Here is an 18878-nt window from a genome sequence, read left to right on the forward strand (position 1 = left end):
ACAGGGGGTGCCGGTGACCGACCAGCCCGTGTCCGGCCCGCTGCGGTTCGAGGTGCTGGGTCCCGTCCGGGCCCTGCGGGACGGACTGCCGATCGACCTCGGCCCGGCGAAACAGCGTGCCGTCCTCGCCGTGCTCCTGCTGAGCCCCGGCCGGCCCGTGCCGACCCACCGCATCGTGGACGCCGTGTGGGGTGACGAGCCCCCGGAGAACGGCACCAACGTCGTCCAGAAGTACGTGGCCGGCCTACGGCGCGCGCTCGATCCCGACCGGTCCCCGCGCACCCCCGGCGAGCTGCTGACGCTGACCGACGGCGGCTACGTGCTCCAGGCCGGCGCCCTCGACGCCGAGGATTTCCGCAACCGGCTGGCCCGCGCCGACGCCGAACGCCGCGCCGGCCGTCTGGAGGAGGCGTCCCGGATCGCCCGCGGCGCCCTCGACCTGTGGCACGGCGAGGCCCTCGGCGGGCTGACCGGCCCGATCTTCGACTCCGCCCGGACCCGGCTGGTCGAGGAACGGGCCAGCGCCTGCGAGTTGTGGGCGGACATCGAGCTGTCCCGCGGCGGCTTCGCCGGACTCGTGTCTGAACTGTCCAGACTGGTGCAGGAGTTCCCGTTACGCGAAGGGTTGCGGGCGCAGCTGATGATCGCGCTGCACCGCAGTGGACGACAGGGCGAGGCGCTGGCCGTCTTCCGCGACGCCCGTGAGTACCTTCTGGACGAGCTCGGCGTCGAACCCGGCGAACGGCTCCAGGAGACGCACCGGCGGATCCTGCGCAACGAGCCGATCCCGGCCGCCGTGGTCCCGCCGCCGCGCCCGCCACTGCCTCAGGAGAGCACGGCGCTCGTCGCTCCGTACTCGCCGGCGCCCCCGCCGTACTCCCCGTTGCCGCACGCGATGATGCCCGGGCTGCCGTTCATGCCGCGCCGGTCGGGCATCCTGTGGGCCGAGGTGATCCTCGCCGCGGTGCTGCCGCTGGTGACCTGCTCGTTCGGCAGCTGGCTCTACTTCGCGTACGCGGCGGTCCAACGGCGGGCGGTCATCCACGTGCTCGTCGCCGCCGGTTACCTCGCGGCGGTCTTCGGGGTGCTCTTCCTGCAGTTCGTCGACCCGAGCGCGCCGGAAGCCGAGATGATCTCCGACGCCGAGGCGGGCGCCATCCTGCTGGCGCTCCTGGTCATCGCCGTCGCCTCGTTCCACGGCGCGGTCCTCGCCTGCTACCCGGGCGACACCCGGCGGGCCCGCCGGCAACGAGACCTGGCCCGGCAGTACGCGGCGTTCCACCCGGCCGCGGCCCGGCAGGCCGGCATCGGGCGGCCCGACCTGCTGCGGTCCTTCGACGACGGCGGGCTGGTGGACGTCAACCACGCGCCGGTGCAGGAGATCGCCCGGGTGCACGGGATCAACCCGATCGAGGCGCATCGGATCGCCGTCGACAGGTTCGAGAACGGGCCCTACCGCGACCCGGCCGAGCTGGTACAACGTGGCCTGTTGCGGCCGAAGACGCTGCGACGCGTCGCACCGTGGCTGATCTGCGTGCCGCCCGTGACCCCGGTCCGGGCCGACACGCCGGATCTGCCCTAGCGAGCCGCGGCGGCGGCCATCTGGCGGCGCGCCACGTACTCCACCAGCTCGATCAGCACGTTGCGGGCGGCGCCCTGGTCACGCGCGTCGAACAGCACGACCGGGACACCCGGGTCCAGGTCGAGCGCGCGGGCCACCGCCTCCGGCGCGTACTGGTGCTGGGTGTCGAAGCAGTTCACCGCCACCACGAAGGGCGTGCCGCGCTGCTCGAAGTAGTCGATCGATGGGAAACAGTCGGCGAGCCGGCGGGTGTCGGCCAGCACCACCGCGCCGAGCGCGCCCTGCGACAGCTCGTCCCACAGGAACCAGAACCGGTCCTGCCCCGGGGTGCCGAACAGGTAGAGCTGGAGATCCTCGGTGATGGTGATCCGGCCGAAGTCCATCGTCACCGTGGTGGTGGTCTTCGCCTCCACGCCGGAGACGTCATCGGCGCCCTCGGCTCCGGTGAGGATCTCCTCGGTCTGGAGCGGCCGGATCTCACTGACCGATCCGACCATCGTGGTCTTACCCGCCCCGAAACCGCCCGCGATGAGGATCTTGAGGGCGACGGGAATGCGCGACGATCCGCCGTTGCGGTCAGAGCGCACGGAGTCCATTGACAACCGCCTTGAGTACGTCGACGTCATGCGGCTGCGAGGCAGCCGGGGGTTCGTACAGCGAGATCAAACCCGCTGAGCGTAGATCACCGAGGAACACCCGGACCACGCCGACCGCCAGGTCGAGCTGAGAGGCCAGCTCGACCACGGAGATCGGCTCCCAGGCCGCTGCCACGATGGCGTGGTGCTCCGGCTGCAACTGCTGGCCGGAGGTGAGGTCGGGCACCGTCGCCACGACGAACGCGACCAGGTCGAAGTCGCAGTCCGCCGGCGCGACACGTCCCCCGGTCATCGCGTAGGGACGCACCACCGGGCCCGCGTCGTTGTCCAGCCAGTCGTGAGTCACACGCGGCTGCTCAGTAGACGTCGGACGGTGTGAGCACCGTACGCTCGGGGGCGGCCATGGTCTGGCCGACCCGGGTGACCAGCATCGCCATCTCGTAGGCGATCAGGCCCAGGTCGGCGTCGGCGGAGGCGAGCACGGCCAGGCACGCGCCCTGCCCGGCGGCCGTGACGAAGAGGAAGGCCTCCTCCATCTCCACCACCGTCTGACGGACCGGCCCGGCCTCGAAGTGCCGGCTCGCCCCCTTGGCCAGGCTCTGGAAACCGGCCGCCATCGCCGACAGGTGCTCCGCGTCCTCCTGGTTCATCGCCGCCGACGCGCCCAGCATCAGGCCGTCGGCCGAGAGCACCACCGCCTGCTGCGCGGTTGGCACCCGCTCGACCAGGTCGTCGAGGAGCCAGGTGAGATTCGCGCTCTGCTTCGTCTGTGCCACTTATGCGTCCTTCTCCAGCATGAGGTTCTCCCCGGGACCATCGGCGTGATCGCCGTTCACGCCGGCCTCCGGCCCGGATGGTGCTTTCTCCCCGGCTGCCGCGTGATCCGCGAGAGCCGGGAAACTGACGGTAGCCGCATCGGTGATCGTCACGTCGTCGGACTGCGCGGCGTGTTCATCGACCGTCGGCGGTTCGGTACGCGCCGCATCGGCGCGGCCACGTTTGGTGCCGGTCTGCAGGGCGCTCATCCGTGAACGTGCCTGCTCGGGGCTGACGGCCGGGCCGGTCGCCTCCGGCTCGACGACAGGCTTGCGCAGCTGCGGGGCCAGGTTCGCCTGCCGGACCCGGCGGGGCAGCCCGTCCTCGCCGATGATCTCCCCGGTGGTCTCGCCGGGAATCTCGGCGGTCTTCTCCTCGGCCGCCTTCTCTTCAGTGGCTTTCTCCTCGACGGCCGGTTCGAAAGCCGGCGCCGATCCGCGCGGCACCGCGCGGGGTGCCACCGGCAGGCCCGCGGCCAGCTCGTCGAGCACCGACAGGTCGATCGTCTTGTCCGCGTCGGCGGAACCGTTCACCGCCGGCGTCGGCAGCGTCGGCTTACGGGTCCGGCGGCGCTGCACCAGGCCCTCCGCGCTCAGCTCGGCCGCGACCGTGCTCGGCGCCGGGCCGGTGATCTCCGGGGCGGTCCGGTGGTGGCCGTTCAGCGACGGCGCCTCGACAGCCGGGGCGCCGGCGATGACCGGAACGTCGTCGGGTGCGGTCGAGCGTCCGCCGGTGATCTGCTGGAGCTCGCCGCCGCCGGGCCACTCCGGCAGCGACGGCACGTCACCGGACGGCACCTCGGCCGAGCCGCCGTAACCGGCCACCAGCTCGCTCGGGACCAGGACCACCGCGGTGACGCCGCCGTACGCCGAAGCGCGCAGCGAGACCCGGATGTTGTGCCGCTGGGCGAGCTGGGCGACCACGAACAGGCCGAGCCGGGCGCTGTCGGCCGGGTCGAAGTCGGGCGGTTCGACCAGGCGGCGGTTCGCCTCGAGGATCGCCTCCGGGGTCATACCCAGGCCACGGTCCTCGATCTCGACGGCGTAGCCGTTCGGCAGGACCTGGCCGGTCACCTGGACCCGGGTGTGTGGTGGGGAGTACGACGCGGCGTTCTCGATCAGCTCGGCGAGCAGGTGGATCACGTCACCGACGGACCGGCCGACCAGGGCGGAGGAGGCGATCGTACGGATGTCGACCCGCTTGTAGTCCTCCACCTCACTGATCGCGCCACGGACCACGTCGATCACCGGGACCGGGTTGCGCCAGCCCCGGCCGGGCGCGGCGCCGGCCAGGATGACCAGGTCCTCGGCGTGCCGCCGCATCCGGGTGGCGAGGTGGTCGACCCGGTACAGGTCCTCCAGCTCGCGCGGGTCGGTCTCCCGGCGCTCCATCTTGTCCAGCAGGGACAGCTGGCGGTGCAGCAGCGTCTGGCTGCGCCGGGCGATGTTGAGGAAGACCTCGTTGATGCCGCGCCGGACGTTCGCCTCCTCGACCGCGGACTGCACGGCGGTCCGCTGCACGTCGTTGAACGCGCGACCGAGCTGGCCGATCTCGTCCTGGCCGTACAGCAGCGGCGGCGTCTCGCCGTCGACGTCGACCATCTCGCCGCGCTGCAGGCGCCGCACCACCGAGGGCAGCCGCTCGGAGGCCAGCTCGATCGCGTCCCGCCGCAACCGGATCAGACGGCCGACCAGCGAACGGCCGAGCCGGACCGAGACGTAGACCGAAAGACCCAGGGCGACCAGGCCGAGCAGCGCGGCCAGGCCCAGCTTGCCGAGGATGTCGATGGCGAACGGGGTGGCGTCCTTGGCGACCTGCGAGATCGTGCGCTCGCCGAAGAGCCGCAGTTCCTGGGCGGCGTAGTCGTACGCGTGCTGCCAGTCGGTGCCGGTGACCGGCGGCGGGCCGCCCGCGTAGTTCTGCGCCAGCAGACTGTTCTGCAGGATGTCGAGGTCGATGAAGGTCGGGTGGATGATCAGCCGGGCGTAGTCGTCCTGCGAGCTCTCCGGCAGGTCGGCCACACCCGCGCTGAGCAGGTACCGCTCGACGCCGATGTACTCGATCAGGGTCTCGCGCGTCTTGTTGTCGATCCGGCCGCCCGCGTTGGCGCCGGCCAGCAGCGCGTCGATGCGGCTCAGATACTCCAGGCCACGGAAGGTGGCGATGACGCCACGGACCTCCCGGTCGACCCGCTCATGGAAGAACACCGCGGCGGTACGGGAGACGTCGAACCCGAGCGCGATGATCGAGTCGTACTTCTGCGCCAGGTAGAGGAAGCTGGTCTTCCGCTCGTCGACCTCCTGCCGGAGCGGGCCCAGCTCATCGATCTTGACGAGGAACTCGTCCACCTCGACCCGCAGGTCGTCGGTCATGTCGGTGTCGGCGGCGGCCAGCCGGAACTCGTCGATGATCTGGTCGGTGGTGTCGCGCTCGCGGCCCAGCTCGGTCTTGGCCGGCCGGGTGGTGGCCTGGTAGATGGCCGAGAAATGCCGTTCCCGCTGCAACTGGGCGATCAACCGCAGGCCGGGATCACCCAGTTTCTGCACCGCGTCACGTGCGTTGAGCAGCGTGAAGGCCGGGCCGGCAGTGACCACGGTCGCGAAGATCCAAATCGCGAGCAACGCGGACAGCGGCACCGCGACCATCGCGATGATCTTCGAACGGATCGACCAGTTGCGGCTTCTCATCAAGCTCCGCCAGAGGGGTTCGGCAGGGAACGATCAGCGGACCGCCCCGTGGCACCGGCCGTCGAGAACGGGGGGAACGTCCGGTACGCCCGTGGCGAGCGCTGGCAAAGAATACGTAATGACGTCCGTCTCAGCTAGCTCCCGACCCCGGCGGATCCCCGTCCTCTCTCCTGTTTGTCCAGCCAGAACGGCACGCGATCTTTTTCTCACCGATCGTCGGTCTTACGACACTGTGTGCCCGCGCACTGCCCGATTACGACCCTGGTGCGCGTTATTCGCGCGGACGGGATTGGCGCGTGGTGCCGGATGGGAATACAGGGGCGGAAGAAGGAGGAACCTGATGTCCGCCACCGCCACCATCGTCCTGATCGTCGTCGTCCTACTGGTGCTGGCCGCGATCGTGGTCGGTGTCCAGGCCGCACGCCGTCGCCGGCTCCGGCAGACCTTCGGCCCCGAGTACGACCGTGTGGTCGCCGACACCGGCAACCGCAGCGAAGCGGAGAAGGAGCTGCTCGAGCGCACCAAGCGGCACGCGCAGCTCGAGCTCAAGCCCCTCTCACCCGAGTCCCGCACGCGTTACTCGGCGGCCTGGGAAGAGGTCCAGATCCGGTTCGTCGACGACCCGCAGGAGGCGGTCTCGACCGCCGACGAGCTGGTCACCCGGCTGATCGCCGAGCGGGGATACCCGACCGGCGACTACGACGAGCGGCTCGCCGACCTGTCCGTGGAGCACGCCGCCACCCTGGAGCACTACCGCTCGGCGCACGACATCAGCCGGCGCAGCCGGGACGGCCAGGCCGAGACCGAGGACCTGCGCCAGGCGCTCGTGCACTACCGCGCCCTCTTCGCCGATCTGCTCGGCGAGAACCCGGTCGCGCACACCACCCCGGCGCCGCGGCCGGCCGCCGAGGACACCACCACCCGCCCCGACACCACCACCGAACCCAGCCGCTGAGGAGGCACCGACGATGCGCTTCTTCTCCAACGAGGCCCAGGACAACGTCGACGACAAGAAGGACCACCACGACGACCCCGACGCCACCGCGCCGGTCCCGCAGCAGCGGCCCGGTTCGCCCTGGCAGCACGACACCGCGACGAGCGCGTCCGCGGACGACCCGGACCGGACCGTGGCGTTCAGCGACGGCACCGACCCGGCGCCGAAGCACTCGCTGCCCGACGACACCGCCCCGAAGCACAAGCTCCCGGACTCCGACGACAAGATCAACTTCAAGGAGACCGACGATGGAGTACGGCCGGACGACGCCACAGTCGACTCGACGCCGGACGACCGCGACACCGTCGACGACCCGCACCTGAAGGACGCCGACCTCGACTCCAAGCTCGACTCCAAGAAGGACTCCGACTCCACGGAGGACGTGGAGTTCAAGGACGCCGACCCGGACACCGATGCCGATTTCAAGAAGACCGGCTCGGACCTGACGGACTCCGGCGCGGGCTTCGACCCGGCCGAGCCGGAGCCGGTGAAGGACAAGGCGGACACGATCGACGAGACCGACCCGACGCCGGATCCCGTGGTGGCATCGGCGGCCGAGCCCGCGGCGACGCCCGTGGTGGCGCCCGCAGAGACGCCGGCCGCGTCCGGCCCGCTGCCGTTCTTCCCGGCCGCCGACACCCAGCCGCTGCGCGACCGCTGGCGTGACGTGCAGCTCCGTTTCGTCGACGACCCGAAGGGCGCGACCGCCGACGCGGCCGGCCTGGTCGACGAGGCGGTGGACAAGCTGTCCTCCGCCGTGCGCGACCACAAGGGCTCGTTCGCGAAGGGCACCGACGACACCGAGGCCCTGCGGGTCGAGCTGCGCAGCTACCGCGACATCCTGGACCGCCTGCTCGGTCTCTGACGATCAGTGGCGAAGGGGGAGCCGGCGGCTCCCCCTTCGGTCATCCGCGATCCGGATCCGGGGCCACGGCCGACGCCGAGACCGACCCGCTGGGCTGCGCGGACGGCGACGCCGAGTCGCTCGTGGACGGTGAGCCGGACGGCTTCGCCGACGTCGAGGGCGAAGCCGACGGTGACGACGGGCGCGGCGGCGACGGCGGCACGGGCAGGACGGAGACGCTGGTGGCCACCGGCGACGGCTTGGCCGCGGACGGCGAGACGGCCGAGGTCAACGGGGTGTACGTGTACGTGTTCAGCGGCTCGTCGTCAGGCATCTCGCCCGCGCCGGCCCCGCCGAAGTCCATGTCCGCGCCGGGGAACTGCTCGTCGACCGGCGCCGGACGCTGACCCGGGGCGAGATTGACCGCGCCGAGCTGGGCGCCGAGCCACAGGGCCGGCCCGAGACCGACCGCGAGTATGGCTCCGAAGAGCGCCAACGGCCCTCGTTCCATGACGGCCCCTCCCCCGCATCGCCCGGCGATCGTCTCGCTCGGCCCGGGACTCTGCTACCCATTCCGGACACCCGTGAAGCGAACAACCGCTGAGGCCATTGTGACCCAAGGTGACAAAAGGGTTACTCCTTCGTCGCACACGCGACTGCGGTCACTTTCGGGTACGGAGATGGTCACCGAGGGGTTCAGCCGATCACCTCATCGGGTCCCGGCGAGGAACGTCACCGCCTCCTCCCAGGCCGCCCATCCGCCCGGAAGTTCATCGGTATCGATGGCGGATCGCAGGCTCAGCTCCCCACCGGCCCGCATGCCGAGCGTCCAGCCTTTGCGCCGACCGGACAATGTGGCGACTCCGACGACATCGGCGAACGGGACGAACCGTCCCCCACCGGGCAGCGCAAGGCCGTCACCCGCGGGAGGAGCAGCTGGCTCCCCTCCCGGTGCGGCCGGCGCGCTCGTCCCGTCGGCCGGCGCGGGCACTCCACCGGCCGGCGCCGGCGCCCCACCGGTCGATGTGGGCGCTCCACCGGTCGATGTGGGCGCTCCACCGGTCGATGTGGGCGCTGCACCGGCCGGCGCCGCCATCCCGCCGACCGGAACGCCGTCGGCCGCGATCCTGGTCAGCCGCCGTTTCGACTCCGGCCCGCGCCCCCGCGGCAGCCCCGGCACCAGGAGCAGCCCGAGGTCGGTGATCAGCACATCGGTACGCGCCCCGTCGGCCGACAGGTTGATCAGTCCACCGAGGACCTGGGCCCGCGCCGAGCCCGGCCGGGACGCCGCCGCCGCAAGGTCCACGCCCGCCTCGGTCAGGTAGGCCCGGACCGCCTCGGTGGTCTCCGGGTCGGCCGCCGCGGCCGCCAGCTCGGCCAGGTCGAGGTAGGTCCCGTCGGCGCCGGTCACCTCGGCCGCGCCGGTCCAGCTGTGCCGCCACCGGGCCACCCCGCTGCGCAGCGCGGCGAGGGCCAGCATCAGCCCGAGCAGCTCGACGATCCGGGACGAGGTCTCCTCCGGCGGCGCCTCCGGGAAGACCGCCTCGGCGGCCGCCCGGAGCCGCCCGTCGGCCGCGATCGTGAGCAGCTCACCGGCGTCCGGAACCGGGCTGCCGACGGCCCGGGAGATCGCCGCCAGGGCGGCCTCCGCTTCCCGTTCCATCTCGGACGTCCGTGCCACACTGAGGCATTCGTCCCAGCTCACCACGTTTCGTCCCCGAGGCGGGAAGGCGACGGCCTGCAACGCCCGTCCGAGCGCCGGCAGATCGGGCACCAGATCCTCAACCGGCTTCCGCTCAGCCGGACCCGCCCCGGCAACGGGCCCGGCGCCCGCCGGATCCGCCCCGGCAGGCGGCCCGGCGTCCGAGGAAGGCGAACCGGCGGCCGGCCCGGCAGCCGCGGAAGACGAACCGGCGCCCTCCGAAGCAGCCCCGGACACCCCGGCAGCCGCTGAAGGCAAACCAGCACCCTCCGCGAACACCTCTGACGCCGGAGTCGGCCCGGCCGTCCCGCCGCCGAAAGACGGGGCTGAAGCGGACCCGGAAGAGGCGGCGGAACCGGAGGAGGCCGCCGCGGCGGACGAAGCCGTGGCAGGGGCCGCAGCGGAGAGGGCGGCGATCCGCTCGGCCAGGGGTGGGTGGGTGTCCCACGGGCCGGTCGGCTCCGGGTCGCGGGCCCGCAGCATGGTCATCTCGGTGGTCCGGGCCGCCAGCACCCGCAGCAGCCCGCCGAACACGTCGTCGGGCACGAATCCGGCCTGCCATCCGGGCCCCACGTATTCGGCGTGGAACAGCCTCTGCATCCCGGCCAGCGCCGGCAGGTCACGCAGCGCCGCGATGGTCGCCGCGGTCCCGGCGTGAGCCGCCGCGATCCGGTCGGCGGCCAGCTCCTGGGCCCGGCTGAACGGCGCGTCCATCCGCCGGTAGAACCCGGCGTAGGCCCGCAGCACGATCGCGGCCGGCCCGCGCCTGGAGATCCGTGGCATGGCCCGGCCGACCGCGACCCGGCCGCGGTAGGCGAGCGGCGCCCACCGCCCGAGCGCCGTCGACCCGTGGGCCAGCTCGTGGGTGACGATCGCGGTGAGCCGGTCCGGTTCGAGCGCCTGGAGCAGCGGCAGTCCCAGGTAGAGGTCGCGGCGCCCGCCCAGGACACCGAGCAGCCGGGTGCGCTCGCCGAGGGCCACGGTGGCGTCGGCGACGACCGTCACCCCGGCCGGGGCGGTGACTCCGGCCGCTGCGGCGGCGCCGTCGATCAGCTCCCAGAGGCGGGGCGCCTGGTCACGGGCGACCGCCACGCCGGCGGGGGTGCGGTGCCGGCTGTGCAGGGCGCGCCAGGTCGCGTAGGCCAGGGTCCCGAAGGTGGCCAGGCTGAGCGGCACTCCGATCCGCACGGCGAGCACGCCGGGCAGCAGCGACAGCACCGCCCAGAGGGCGAGCAGCACGACGGCGAGCTGTGCTCCGGCGACGACGAGGAACCCGGCCAGCGCGGCGGCTGACCGCCCCGCCCCTGGTGCACCCTTGCTCAAGCCGCGCTCCTCCCGCCCGGTGGGCCACCCAGACTAGGGCCAAAACCGTGCGTAACCGTTTCGTGTCTGTCCTGTGGGTAATAGGACCGCTATGGCTGACCTCGATCAGACACTGGCCGTCGCCCTGAAGGGGTACGCGTGGCTGCCGGATCTCCGCCGCCGGGCGGGTGGCGGGCCGGTGCGGACCCGGGTGCTGGGGCAACCGGCGGTGGGCATCTGTGGCGCCGCCGCGACCCGGCTCTTCTACGCGGACGGGAATCTGGAACGGCACACGGCACTGCCCGGTCTCGTGGTACACACGCTGCTCGGCGCGGGCGCGGTGCACACCCTGGACGGCGCGGCTCACCGGCGGCGGAAGACCCTCTTCACGTCGCTGCTGACGGGCGACGGGGTCGACCGGCTCGCCAAGATCGCCGGGGAGGAGTTCGACGCGGCAGCGGACGTCTGGCGGGGCGGGCCGCCGGTGCGCCTGTTCGACCAGTCGGCGCGGATCATCGCGCGTGCGGTTTCGCGCTGGGTGGGCGTACCCCAGGAGGATCGTGAGATCTTGACCCTGGCCCGGGATTGCGTCGCGATGGTGGACGGTTTCGCGACGGCCGGTCCGCGCGCCGCGCGGGCCCTGGTGGCGAGGCAGGCGCAGGAGCGCCGGCTTTCAAAGATCATTTCGGCGGTACGCGCGAAGCCCCGCACCACGAGCCCGTTGTCGATCGTGGCGCACCACAGCGACGACGGACGGCTCCTGGATCCGCGGGTCGCCGCCGTCGAGCTGCTGAACATCCTGCGCCCGGCGATCGCCGTGTCCTGGTTCGTCGCGTTCGCGGCGCACGCCATGGACATGTGGCCGCGGCACCAGTCCCGGATGCGGGCCGGCGACGACGACTACACGCTGGCGTTCACGCACGAGGTGCGGCGGTTCTACCCGTTCGCGCCGTTCGTGGCCGGCCGGGCGACCCGGGACATGTTCTTCCGCGGCGAGCCGATCCCGGCCGGGGCGCTGGTGCTGCTCGACGTCTACGGGCAGAACCACGATCCGGAGCTGTGGACCGACCCGTACCGCTTCGACCCGGACCGGTTCCTGGGCCGGGAGATCGGCGAGTTCGACCTGATCCCGCAGGGTGGCGGCGATCCGCGGACCGGCCACCGCTGCCCGGGCGAGAAGATCACCGTCGCGCTGCTGGGCACCCTGTCCCGCCGGCTCGCCGAGCTGGACCACTACCTGCCACCGCAGGACACCACGATCGACCTGTCCCGGATCCCGGCGCTGCCGAGGGACCGGATCCGCCTGGTCGTGCCGGAGCGCCCGCGGATCTGGTCGCCGGAGGCCGCGGTCAGTGCCAGTCGATCTCCGGTGAGCGGTGGAAGCTGATCCCGGCCGCGGTCCAGCGAGGCCCGAAGGCGGCCAGCCGCTCCCGGAACGACGCCCAGTCCCGGCCGTCCCGCGGTGACCAGGCCACCTCGGCGATCGCGGGCAGCCGCGGGAAAGTGAGATAGCGCACGTCGTCGACGCTGCGCAGGGTCTCCGACCAGAGCGGCGCCTCGACGCCGAGGATGGCTTCCTCGCCGACTCCGGGCAGGCGTTCGGCCGGGTCCCAGTCGTAGGCGCGCTCGACGCTGAGGTGGCCGGCCCAGTCGAGCCCGAGCGGGGTGCCGGCGTCGTACTTCATGTCGAGGTAGGTGCGGTCGGCCGGGGACACGATCACCCGGCGGCCACCGGCGGCGGCGCGGGCCACGGCGTCGTCGGCAGCCTCGATCCGCCAGTACTGGACGACCGCGTCCTCGGGCAGGTCGACGGCGGCGATCTCGTGCCAGCCGATCACGCTCTTGCCGAACCGGCCCGGGATCGGCAGCACCCGGTCGAGGAACGTGCGGTAGTCACCGGGCGGCGTGGACAGGCACTCGTCGCCGCCGATGTGCAGGTAGGGGCCGGGGGTGACACCGGCGACCGTCTTGAGCACGGTCTCGACGAAGGCGTACGTCTCCTCCCGGCCCGCGACCAGCGAGGAGTACCCGACCTCGGCGTCGGTGCGCGGCGCGACCGGCTGCCCGTCGGCGGTGAGCTCCGGGTAGGCGACGTGCACCGCGTTGACGTGGCCGGGCATGTCGATCTCGGGGACGATCGTGACGAACCGCTCGGCCGCGTAGGTGACGACGTCGCTGTACTCGGCGAGGGTCAGGAAGCCGGGCCCGGCCCCGTCGACTCCGGTGCCGGCGCCGCCGCTGACCTCGGTGAGCCGGGGCCAGCCGGGGATCTCCAGCCGCCAGCCCTGGTCGTCGGTGAGGTGCAGGTGCAGGTAATTGATCTTGAACTGGACCAGCAGGTCGACGTGCGCCCTGATCTCGGCGGCGGTGAAGAAGTGCCGGGCCAGGTCGAGCATCGCGCCGCGGTAGGCGTAACGCGGCTGGTCCTCGATGACACCGCCGGGCAGCTCCGGGCCGAGCTGGCGCAGCGTCTGGACACCCCAGAAGACACCCGGCGCGGCGCCGCCGGTGAGGGTCACGCCAGTCGCGGTGATCTCCAGGCGGTACGCCTCGGCGGCGAGCGAATCGTCCAGCGCGAGAGTGATCGCGCCGTCGGCGGCCAGTGGCAGGTCCAGGTGCGCGGCGACCGCCTCCAGTGCGGGCGGCGCGCTCACCGCCGTACCCCCGGAAATGATCGTGAACGATGCGGCCGGGACCGGCCGCACCGAAGCCGGTCGAGGGATAACATCGCCGAGTCGCTGCATCCGATCGCTCACTCTGAAGATTGTAAACAGTAAGGCTATGACGACCATCACACGTCTTGCCCGCTCGGGTGACGAAGCGGCCCTGCACGACCTGGCCGCACGGACATTCGGCCTGGCCTGCCCGCCGGGGACCGAACAGGCCGACATCGACGCGTTCATCGCGACGAACCTGTCGGTCGCGAGTTTCGCCGGCTACCTCGCCGACCCGGCCCGCATCCTGGCGATCGTCTCCGTCGACGACCAGCCGACCGGCTACTCCATGCTGGTCAGTGACCCGATCGCCGACCCGGACGTGGCCGCCGTGGTCGACGAGGCCACCAGCATCGAGCTGAGCAAGTTCTATCTGGCGCCGGAGCGGCACGGCACCGGGGCGGCGGCCGCGCTGATGACCGCGACGCTGAGCTCCGCCGCCGGGACCGGGGCCGCGAGCTGCTGGCTCGGCGTCAACCAGCGCAACGAGCGGGCCGCGAGGTTCTACGCCAAGCACGGCTTCGAGATCGTCGGGGTGAAACGGTTCCTGGTCGGCTCCGAGTGGCACGACGACCACATCCGCCAGCGCGGCCTATCCTCGGCGAATGGCAGTGGTACGAGCGGCTCGTGACGAGGACGCCGCGGCGATCGTGGACATCTGCGCACGCGGCTATCGGCGGACCTATCCGGCCCTGCTGAGCAGCGAGTTCATCGAGCGGATGATCGCCGAGTTCTACCACCTGGAGCGGGTGTCCAAAGAGGTGCCGGCGGCGCTGCCGGGCTGGCTGGGCTACCAGGTCGTCGAGGAGGACGGGCGGGTCCTGGGCGCGGCCGGCGGCGGTCTCACCGCACCCGGCACGGGCGAGCTGTTCGTGCTCTACCTCGACCCGGACGAGCGTGGCCGCGGGCTGGGCACCCTGCTGCTGGACCGGATCACCGGGCAGTTGCGCGAGCTGGGCGCCACCGAGATGTGGGTGGCCGCGCTGGACGGCAACGAGCTGGGCATCCCGTTCTACGAGGCGCGCGGTTTCCGGAAGGTCGAGCGGCGCCGCACCTACGGCTCCACCGAGGCCGACAACGCCTGGTCCTGGCGTTTCTCCCGGCCGATCTGAGCTCTCGTGAACCGGATCGGCCGGTTCGGGCATCAACGGGTGTGAACGACCTACGCTCGCATCCGATGCACCTCGCCGACGATGTGCTGATCCGGGAGTCGATGCGGGAACCGGAACAGTTCGCGCCGCTCTTCGACCGGCACGCGGTGGCGATCCATCGCTACCTGGCCCGCCGGATCGGGACGCCCGCGGACGACCTGCTCGCCGAGACGTTCCTGATCGCCTTCCGCAGACGCGCCGCCTACCAGCCACAGGGCCTGGAGGTACGGCCCTGGCTGTTCGGCATCGCCACCAACGTCCTGCACCGGCACGTCCGGCAGGAGGAACGACGGTACCGGGCACTGGCCCGGGTCGCGCGGGAGCAGGCCGCCCCGCACGACGACGACCGGGCCGACGACCGGGTGGACGCCGCCGCACTGCGCGCCGACCTGGCCGCGGCGCTGGCGAAGCTCAAGCCGGGCGACCGCGACGCGCTGCTGCTCCTGGCCTATGCCCAGCTGTCGTACGCCGAGATCGCCGCGACCCTGGACATCCCGGTGGGCACCGTCCGCTCCCGCATCAACCGGGCCCGCAAGGTGACCCGCGCCGCCCTCGAACCCGCGATCACGTTCGACCCGTCCGCCGCGCCCGGCTCTCGTGCCGTGCCCGACCCACCGGAGGTGGGGAGATGAACGACCTGGAACTGCTCGACAGGTACGGCCCGGACGCCCCGCCCGTCCCGGACCCGGTGCTGGCCGCGGCGCGGGCCCGGCTGCTGGCGGCCATGGACCCCGCCACACCCGCCCCGCGCCGGCGACCGGCCCTGTTCCGCCGCGGCCCGATGCTGGCCGGGGTCGGCCTGGCCGCCGTGGTGGCCGTCGCCGTGGTGGCGGCCCCCCGCCCGGATGCCCGTCCCGACGCCCGCCCCGACGCCGGCCCGGATGTGGCGGCCAGCGCCGCCCCGACCGCCGTGCCCAGCGGGTCACCCACCGGCGCCCCGCCCACCGCGAGTGGAATCCGTCTGGTGGCGGCCACCGCGCCCGGTTTCCCGTACACGATTCCCGGCCTGGGTGAGGCGCGGTTCACCGCCGACCCGGACGGCCCGATCATCGCGATCTACCTGGCCGACGACTACAGCGACGTCTATCTCAGCCGGGCCACCGAGGCCGACTCCGTTCCCGGCCCCGGTGACGAGTCGACCGATGTCGAGATCGACGGACGTCCCGGCCGTCTGCTGCCGTTCCCGGGCACCGCCGACAACGGCAAGCCGCCGCTCACGCTGGTCTGGGAACACCGCGACGGGGTGTGGCTGCGGCTGACCGGCCAGGGACGTCATGGCACCCCGGAAGCTGTGCTCGGGCTGGCCGGAAAAGTCCAGGACAAACCGCAGCGGCTGCATTTCGAGGTGACCGTCGGCCTGATCCCGGACGGCTGGGAGCTGGCCGCCTTCAAGGACGAGAGCATCCTGATGTACCGCGATCCGGCCCGCCCGGAGATCGACTTCCAGGTGCAGTGGACGCCGAAATCGGAGCCGCTCTTCCGGGCCGCCGAGGTCGAGGGCCTGGAGAAGGCCTCGAAGGTCACCGTGCAGGGCCGCCGGGCCGACCTGTTCCAGTGCCGGGACTTCTGGATGGCGCAGGTGCGGCTCGCCGACCGCTCGAGCGTCCGGGTGATCACCCCGCGAACGTTCACCCCGGACCAGGTTCTGCAACTGACGGAATCCGTGCGCCGCGGCTGAGCGGACTTTTATATAAGCCTGCACTTAAACGTGACAGAAATTTGTCGTACCCCGTCAGTAGGTTCTTCCCTGCGGACCGGCGCCACGGGGGCGCCGGTCCGTCCAAACAGGCCTGGCCGAGCTCAAGCCGCGTGGCGGACCAGGTTCTCCCCCGCGCGCCGGGCCAGATCACGCAGCTCGCCGGGCGACTCCACGGTGAAAGGCGCGGCCAGCACCCCGAGCACCATCACCGGCCAGCCCAGGTCGTCGACGTTCATCCGCAGCCGGCAGCCGCCCTCCGGCAGGTCCTCGACCCAGCCCCAGTTGCCGACGAAACCGCGGACCGTCGCCCCGTCGGCCTGGATCACCACCGACACCTCGTATCGGTTCGGGATGGTCCGCATCCGGGAGCGCAGCCACTCGACCGGATCGCCGCCGGGCAGCTCCCGCGGGCGGAACCGGGCGCCGGTCGGCTGCGGGGCGGACAGCCGGTCGACCCGGAAACTGCGCCAGTCGCCACGCTCCAGATCCCAGGCCACCAGATACCAGCGGCGGCCGAGCGAGACCAGCCGGTGCGGCTCCACGTGCCGGCGCGCGGCCTCGCCCTCCCGGGGCGCGTAATCGAACCGCAGCCGCTCCTCGCCCCGGCAGGCCATCGCGAGGGTGGTCAGGGTGAGCGCGTCGAGCACCGGGCCACCGCCGAACACACCGGGGGTGGTGACCGCCTGGAGCGCGTCGATCCGGCGGCGCAACCGGGGCGGGAGCAGCTGGATCACCTTGGCGAGCGCCCGTACCGAGGTCTCCTCGAAGCCGGCGACCGCGCCCGCCGCGGCGCTGTGCAGGCCCACCGCGATGGCCACCGCCTCCTCGTCGTCGAGCAGCAGCGGCGGCATCGCCGCCCCGGCCTGCAACTGGTAGCCGCCCGCCACACCGCGGGCGGCGTCGACCGGGTAGCCCAGCTCACGGAGCCGGTCCACGTCACGCCGCAGCGTCCGGGCGCTGACCTCGAGACGGTCGGCGAGCTCGGAGCCCGGCCAGTAACGGTGGGTCTGGAGCAGCGACAGCAGCCGCAGCATCCGTGCACTCGTGTTCGCCATGGCTCCAGACTCTCTTTCATTGCGGTCAGAAAGTGGCCGCAGTGAATCGTAGCGTCGAAGCATGATTGAGACGCGAGAGCTGACGAAGCGGTTCAAGGACGTCCGCGCCGTCGACGGCATCGATCTGGCGGTGGCCCGGGGTGAGCTGGTGGCGCTGCTCGGGCCCAACGGCGCCGGCAAGTCGACCACGCTGCGGATGCTCACCACCCTCATCCCGCCGACCAGCGGCAGCGCCCGGGTGGCCGGCTTCGACGTGGCCCGGCAGCAGCGGGAGGTACGCCTGCGGATCGGCTACATCGGACAGGGCAACGGCGCCGGGCACAGTCAGCGCGGCCGGGACGAGCTGATCAGCCAGGGCCGGGCGTACGGGATGAAGGTCCCAGCCGCCCGCAAACGCGCCGACGAGCTGATCGACTCCCTCGGGCTGGGCGAGGTCGCGAACCGTACCGTCTCCACCCTCTCCGGCGGCCAGCGCCGCCGCCTGGACATCGCCATGGGCCTGATCCACGCGCCGGAGCTGCTCTTCCTCGACGAGCCGTCGACCGGGCTGGACCCGCAGAACCGGGCCAACCTCCAGGAGCACATCCTGCGGCTGCGCGCCGAGCACGGCACCACGATCGTGCTGACCACGCACTACCTCGACGAGGCCGACTCGATGGCCGAGCGGGTGGTGGTCATCGACCACGGGCGGATCATCGCCGACGACACCCCGCAGCAGCTGAAGGCCAAGCATGTCGGCGATCGGGTGATCCTGGGCTTCGAGTCCGCCGACCAGGCCGCGCTCGTGCCGGGCGGGACCGCGGACGGCGCTCTCGTCCGGATCACCACCGAGGACGGGCCGCGGCTCGCCGCCGAGCTGGCCTCCTTCCACCCGGTGTCGATCGAGGTCATCCGCCCGACCCTGGACGACGTCTTCCTCACCCTGACCGGGCGCAGTCTGCGCGAAGAAGCGAACACCCTCGTGGGGGCACGATCATGACCTCTCTCGTCACCGACACCCGGGTCGTCTTCAGCCGCGAGCTGCGGCCGGTGGTCCGCGACCCGTTCTCCGTGATCTTCTCGATGATCCAGCCGCTGTTCTTCCTCGGGCTGTTCGCGCCACTGCTGCCCGGTGACGAGTCGCTGCAGTGGTTCGTACCCGGGATCATCGTCATGTCCTGTCTCTTCGGCTCCTCGATGACGGGTTCCAACCTGCTCTACGAGATCCAGACCGGCTCGCACGAACGGATGCTGGTCACCCCGCTGCGCCGGCCCGCGCTGCTGATCGGCCGGGCGCTCAAGGAGATCGTCCCGATGCTGGCGCAGGCCGTCCTGATCGTGGTCGTCTGCATCCCGTTCGGCTTCGAGCTGCATCTCGGCGGGGCGTTGCTCGGGGTGGCGATCCTGGCCGGCTTCTGCATCGGGCTCGGCGCGCTGTCGTACACCCTGGCTCTGGCCTCGAAGAACAAGGAGTGGCTGTTCTGGACCGTGCAGCAGACGCTGCTGTTCCCGCTGCTCCTGCTGGCCGGGGTGCTGCTGCCGCTGGACAACGGGCCGGGCTGGCTCAAGACCCTTTCGAAGATCAACCCGATGACGTACGTGGTGGACGCCGAACGAGCGCTGTTCAACGGCGACGTGTGGACCCGGCAGACGCTGGCCGGACTGATCGCGGCGGCGCTGGTCGGCGCGCTGGGTCTGACCGTCGGCGTCCGGGCGATGCAGCGCTCCGACTGAGGCACCGGCCCGCTACCTTGTCC

The 18878-nt window shown here is 72.0% G+C and carries 18 protein-coding genes; 10 read left to right on the forward strand and 8 right to left on the reverse strand.

All coding sequences use genetic code 11. From position 1 onward, the window contains the following. Positions 1 to 13: 13 nt before the first annotated feature. Positions 14 to 1582: a BTAD domain-containing putative transcriptional regulator gene (locus AB0E94_RS16480; protein ID WP_360326903.1), complete on the forward strand. Its 1569-nt coding sequence runs from the start codon at positions 14 to 16 to the stop codon at positions 1580 to 1582. Here the strand turns inward: AB0E94_RS16480 and AB0E94_RS16485 are convergent. The 4 genes from AB0E94_RS16485 to AB0E94_RS16500 form a co-directional block, all read right to left on the reverse strand. Then, positions 1579 to 2178, reverse strand: a complete 600-nt coding sequence (locus AB0E94_RS16485) for an ATP/GTP-binding protein (protein WP_360326905.1) — start codon at positions 2176 to 2178, stop codon at positions 1579 to 1581. The two genes, AB0E94_RS16480 and AB0E94_RS16485, sit on opposite strands and share 4 nt — an antisense overlap. Then, positions 2159 to 2470, reverse strand: coding sequence for a DUF742 domain-containing protein (locus AB0E94_RS16490; protein ID WP_317797234.1), 312 nt, complete (start codon positions 2468 to 2470; stop codon positions 2159 to 2161). Before AB0E94_RS16490 ends, AB0E94_RS16485 begins: the two co-directional genes overlap by 20 nt. A gap of 64 nt (positions 2471 to 2534) precedes the next feature. Continuing rightward, positions 2535 to 2954, reverse strand: coding sequence for a roadblock/LC7 domain-containing protein (locus tag AB0E94_RS16495; RefSeq protein WP_093620339.1), 420 nt, complete (start codon positions 2952 to 2954; stop codon positions 2535 to 2537). Further along, positions 2955 to 5681, reverse strand: a complete 2727-nt coding sequence (locus AB0E94_RS16500; RefSeq protein ID WP_360326907.1) for a nitrate- and nitrite sensing domain-containing protein — start codon at positions 5679 to 5681, stop codon at positions 2955 to 2957. It lies immediately after the preceding gene. 340 nt (positions 5682 to 6021) lie between these two features. On the opposite strand from AB0E94_RS16500, the gene AB0E94_RS16505 reads away from it, so the two are divergent. Together AB0E94_RS16505 and AB0E94_RS16510 are read left to right on the forward strand one after the other, a co-directional pair. Next, the gene (locus tag AB0E94_RS16505; RefSeq protein ID WP_360326909.1) at positions 6022 to 6636 is read left to right on the forward strand and encodes a hypothetical protein; all 615 of its coding nucleotides are present in this window, start codon (positions 6022 to 6024) and stop codon (positions 6634 to 6636) included. A gap of 13 nt (positions 6637 to 6649) precedes the next feature. Then, complete coding sequence (locus AB0E94_RS16510) at positions 6650 to 7540, forward strand: hypothetical protein (protein WP_360326910.1); 891 nt, start codon at positions 6650 to 6652, stop codon at positions 7538 to 7540. Positions 7541 to 7580: 40 nt separating this feature from the next. On the opposite strand, the gene AB0E94_RS16515 is transcribed toward AB0E94_RS16510, so the two are convergent. Then, positions 7581 to 8015 carry a hypothetical protein gene (locus tag AB0E94_RS16515; RefSeq protein WP_360326911.1) on the reverse strand — a complete coding sequence of 145 codons (435 nt, stop codon included), beginning with the start codon at positions 8013 to 8015 and terminating at the stop codon, positions 7581 to 7583. A 213-nt stretch (positions 8016 to 8228) separates the two neighbouring features. Next, positions 8229 to 10544 carry a M48 family metalloprotease gene (locus tag AB0E94_RS16520; RefSeq protein ID WP_360326913.1) on the reverse strand — a complete coding sequence of 772 codons (2316 nt, stop codon included), beginning with the start codon at positions 10542 to 10544 and terminating at the stop codon, positions 8229 to 8231. Positions 10545 to 10635: 91 nt separating this feature from the next. Between AB0E94_RS16520 and AB0E94_RS16525 the strand changes: the two genes are divergently transcribed. Further along, positions 10636 to 11910 (forward strand): cytochrome P450, encoded by a 1275-nt coding sequence (locus tag AB0E94_RS16525; RefSeq protein WP_360326915.1) that lies wholly within the window; start codon positions 10636 to 10638, stop codon positions 11908 to 11910. Here the strand turns inward: AB0E94_RS16525 and AB0E94_RS16530 are convergent. Next, complete coding sequence (locus tag AB0E94_RS16530; protein WP_360326916.1) at positions 11873 to 13279, reverse strand: family 20 glycosylhydrolase; 1407 nt, start codon at positions 13277 to 13279, stop codon at positions 11873 to 11875. The two genes, AB0E94_RS16525 and AB0E94_RS16530, sit on opposite strands and share 38 nt — an antisense overlap. A gap of 25 nt (positions 13280 to 13304) precedes the next feature. Here AB0E94_RS16530 and AB0E94_RS16535 point away from each other — a divergent pair, with 25 nt between their 5' ends. The 4 genes from AB0E94_RS16535 to AB0E94_RS16550 all read left to right on the forward strand — a co-directional run bounded on the left by AB0E94_RS16535 (position 13305) and on the right by AB0E94_RS16550 (position 16066). Then, on the forward strand, positions 13305 to 13868 hold the full coding sequence (locus tag AB0E94_RS16535) for a GNAT family N-acetyltransferase (protein WP_360326917.1): 564 nt from the start codon (positions 13305 to 13307) through the stop codon (positions 13866 to 13868). Beyond that, positions 13843 to 14349: a GNAT family N-acetyltransferase gene (locus AB0E94_RS16540; protein WP_360326919.1), complete on the forward strand. Its 507-nt coding sequence runs from the start codon at positions 13843 to 13845 to the stop codon at positions 14347 to 14349. The genes AB0E94_RS16535 and AB0E94_RS16540 overlap by 26 nt, the downstream gene beginning before the upstream one ends. A 65-nt stretch (positions 14350 to 14414) precedes the next feature. Then, complete coding sequence (locus AB0E94_RS16545; protein ID WP_360326921.1) at positions 14415 to 15020, forward strand: RNA polymerase sigma factor; 606 nt, start codon at positions 14415 to 14417, stop codon at positions 15018 to 15020. Beyond that, positions 15017 to 16066, forward strand: coding sequence for a hypothetical protein (locus AB0E94_RS16550; RefSeq protein WP_360326922.1), 1050 nt, complete (start codon positions 15017 to 15019; stop codon positions 16064 to 16066). Before AB0E94_RS16545 ends, AB0E94_RS16550 begins: the two co-directional genes overlap by 4 nt. Positions 16067 to 16188: 122 nt before the next feature. Here the strand turns inward: AB0E94_RS16550 and AB0E94_RS16555 are convergent, their stop codons facing one another. Then, positions 16189 to 17142 carry a YafY family protein gene (locus AB0E94_RS16555; protein WP_360326924.1) on the reverse strand — a complete coding sequence of 318 codons (954 nt, stop codon included), beginning with the start codon at positions 17140 to 17142 and terminating at the stop codon, positions 16189 to 16191. A 61-nt stretch (positions 17143 to 17203) separates the two neighbouring features. On the opposite strand from AB0E94_RS16555, the gene AB0E94_RS16560 reads away from it, so the two are divergent. Both AB0E94_RS16560 and AB0E94_RS16565 read left to right on the forward strand, forming a co-directional pair. Further along, a complete protein-coding gene (locus AB0E94_RS16560) occupies positions 17204 to 18121 on the forward strand; it encodes an ATP-binding cassette domain-containing protein (protein WP_360326926.1) in 918 nt (305 codons plus the stop codon). Further along, positions 18118 to 18855: an ABC transporter permease gene (locus tag AB0E94_RS16565; RefSeq protein ID WP_360326928.1), complete on the forward strand. Its 738-nt coding sequence runs from the start codon at positions 18118 to 18120 to the stop codon at positions 18853 to 18855. Before AB0E94_RS16560 ends, AB0E94_RS16565 begins: the two co-directional genes overlap by 4 nt. The last annotated feature ends 23 nt before the right edge of the window (positions 18856 to 18878 follow it).

This window comes from Actinoplanes sp. NPDC026670 (assembly GCF_040638175.1).
In the GTDB taxonomy this organism is placed as follows: Bacteria; Actinomycetota; Actinomycetes; order Mycobacteriales; family Micromonosporaceae; genus Actinoplanes.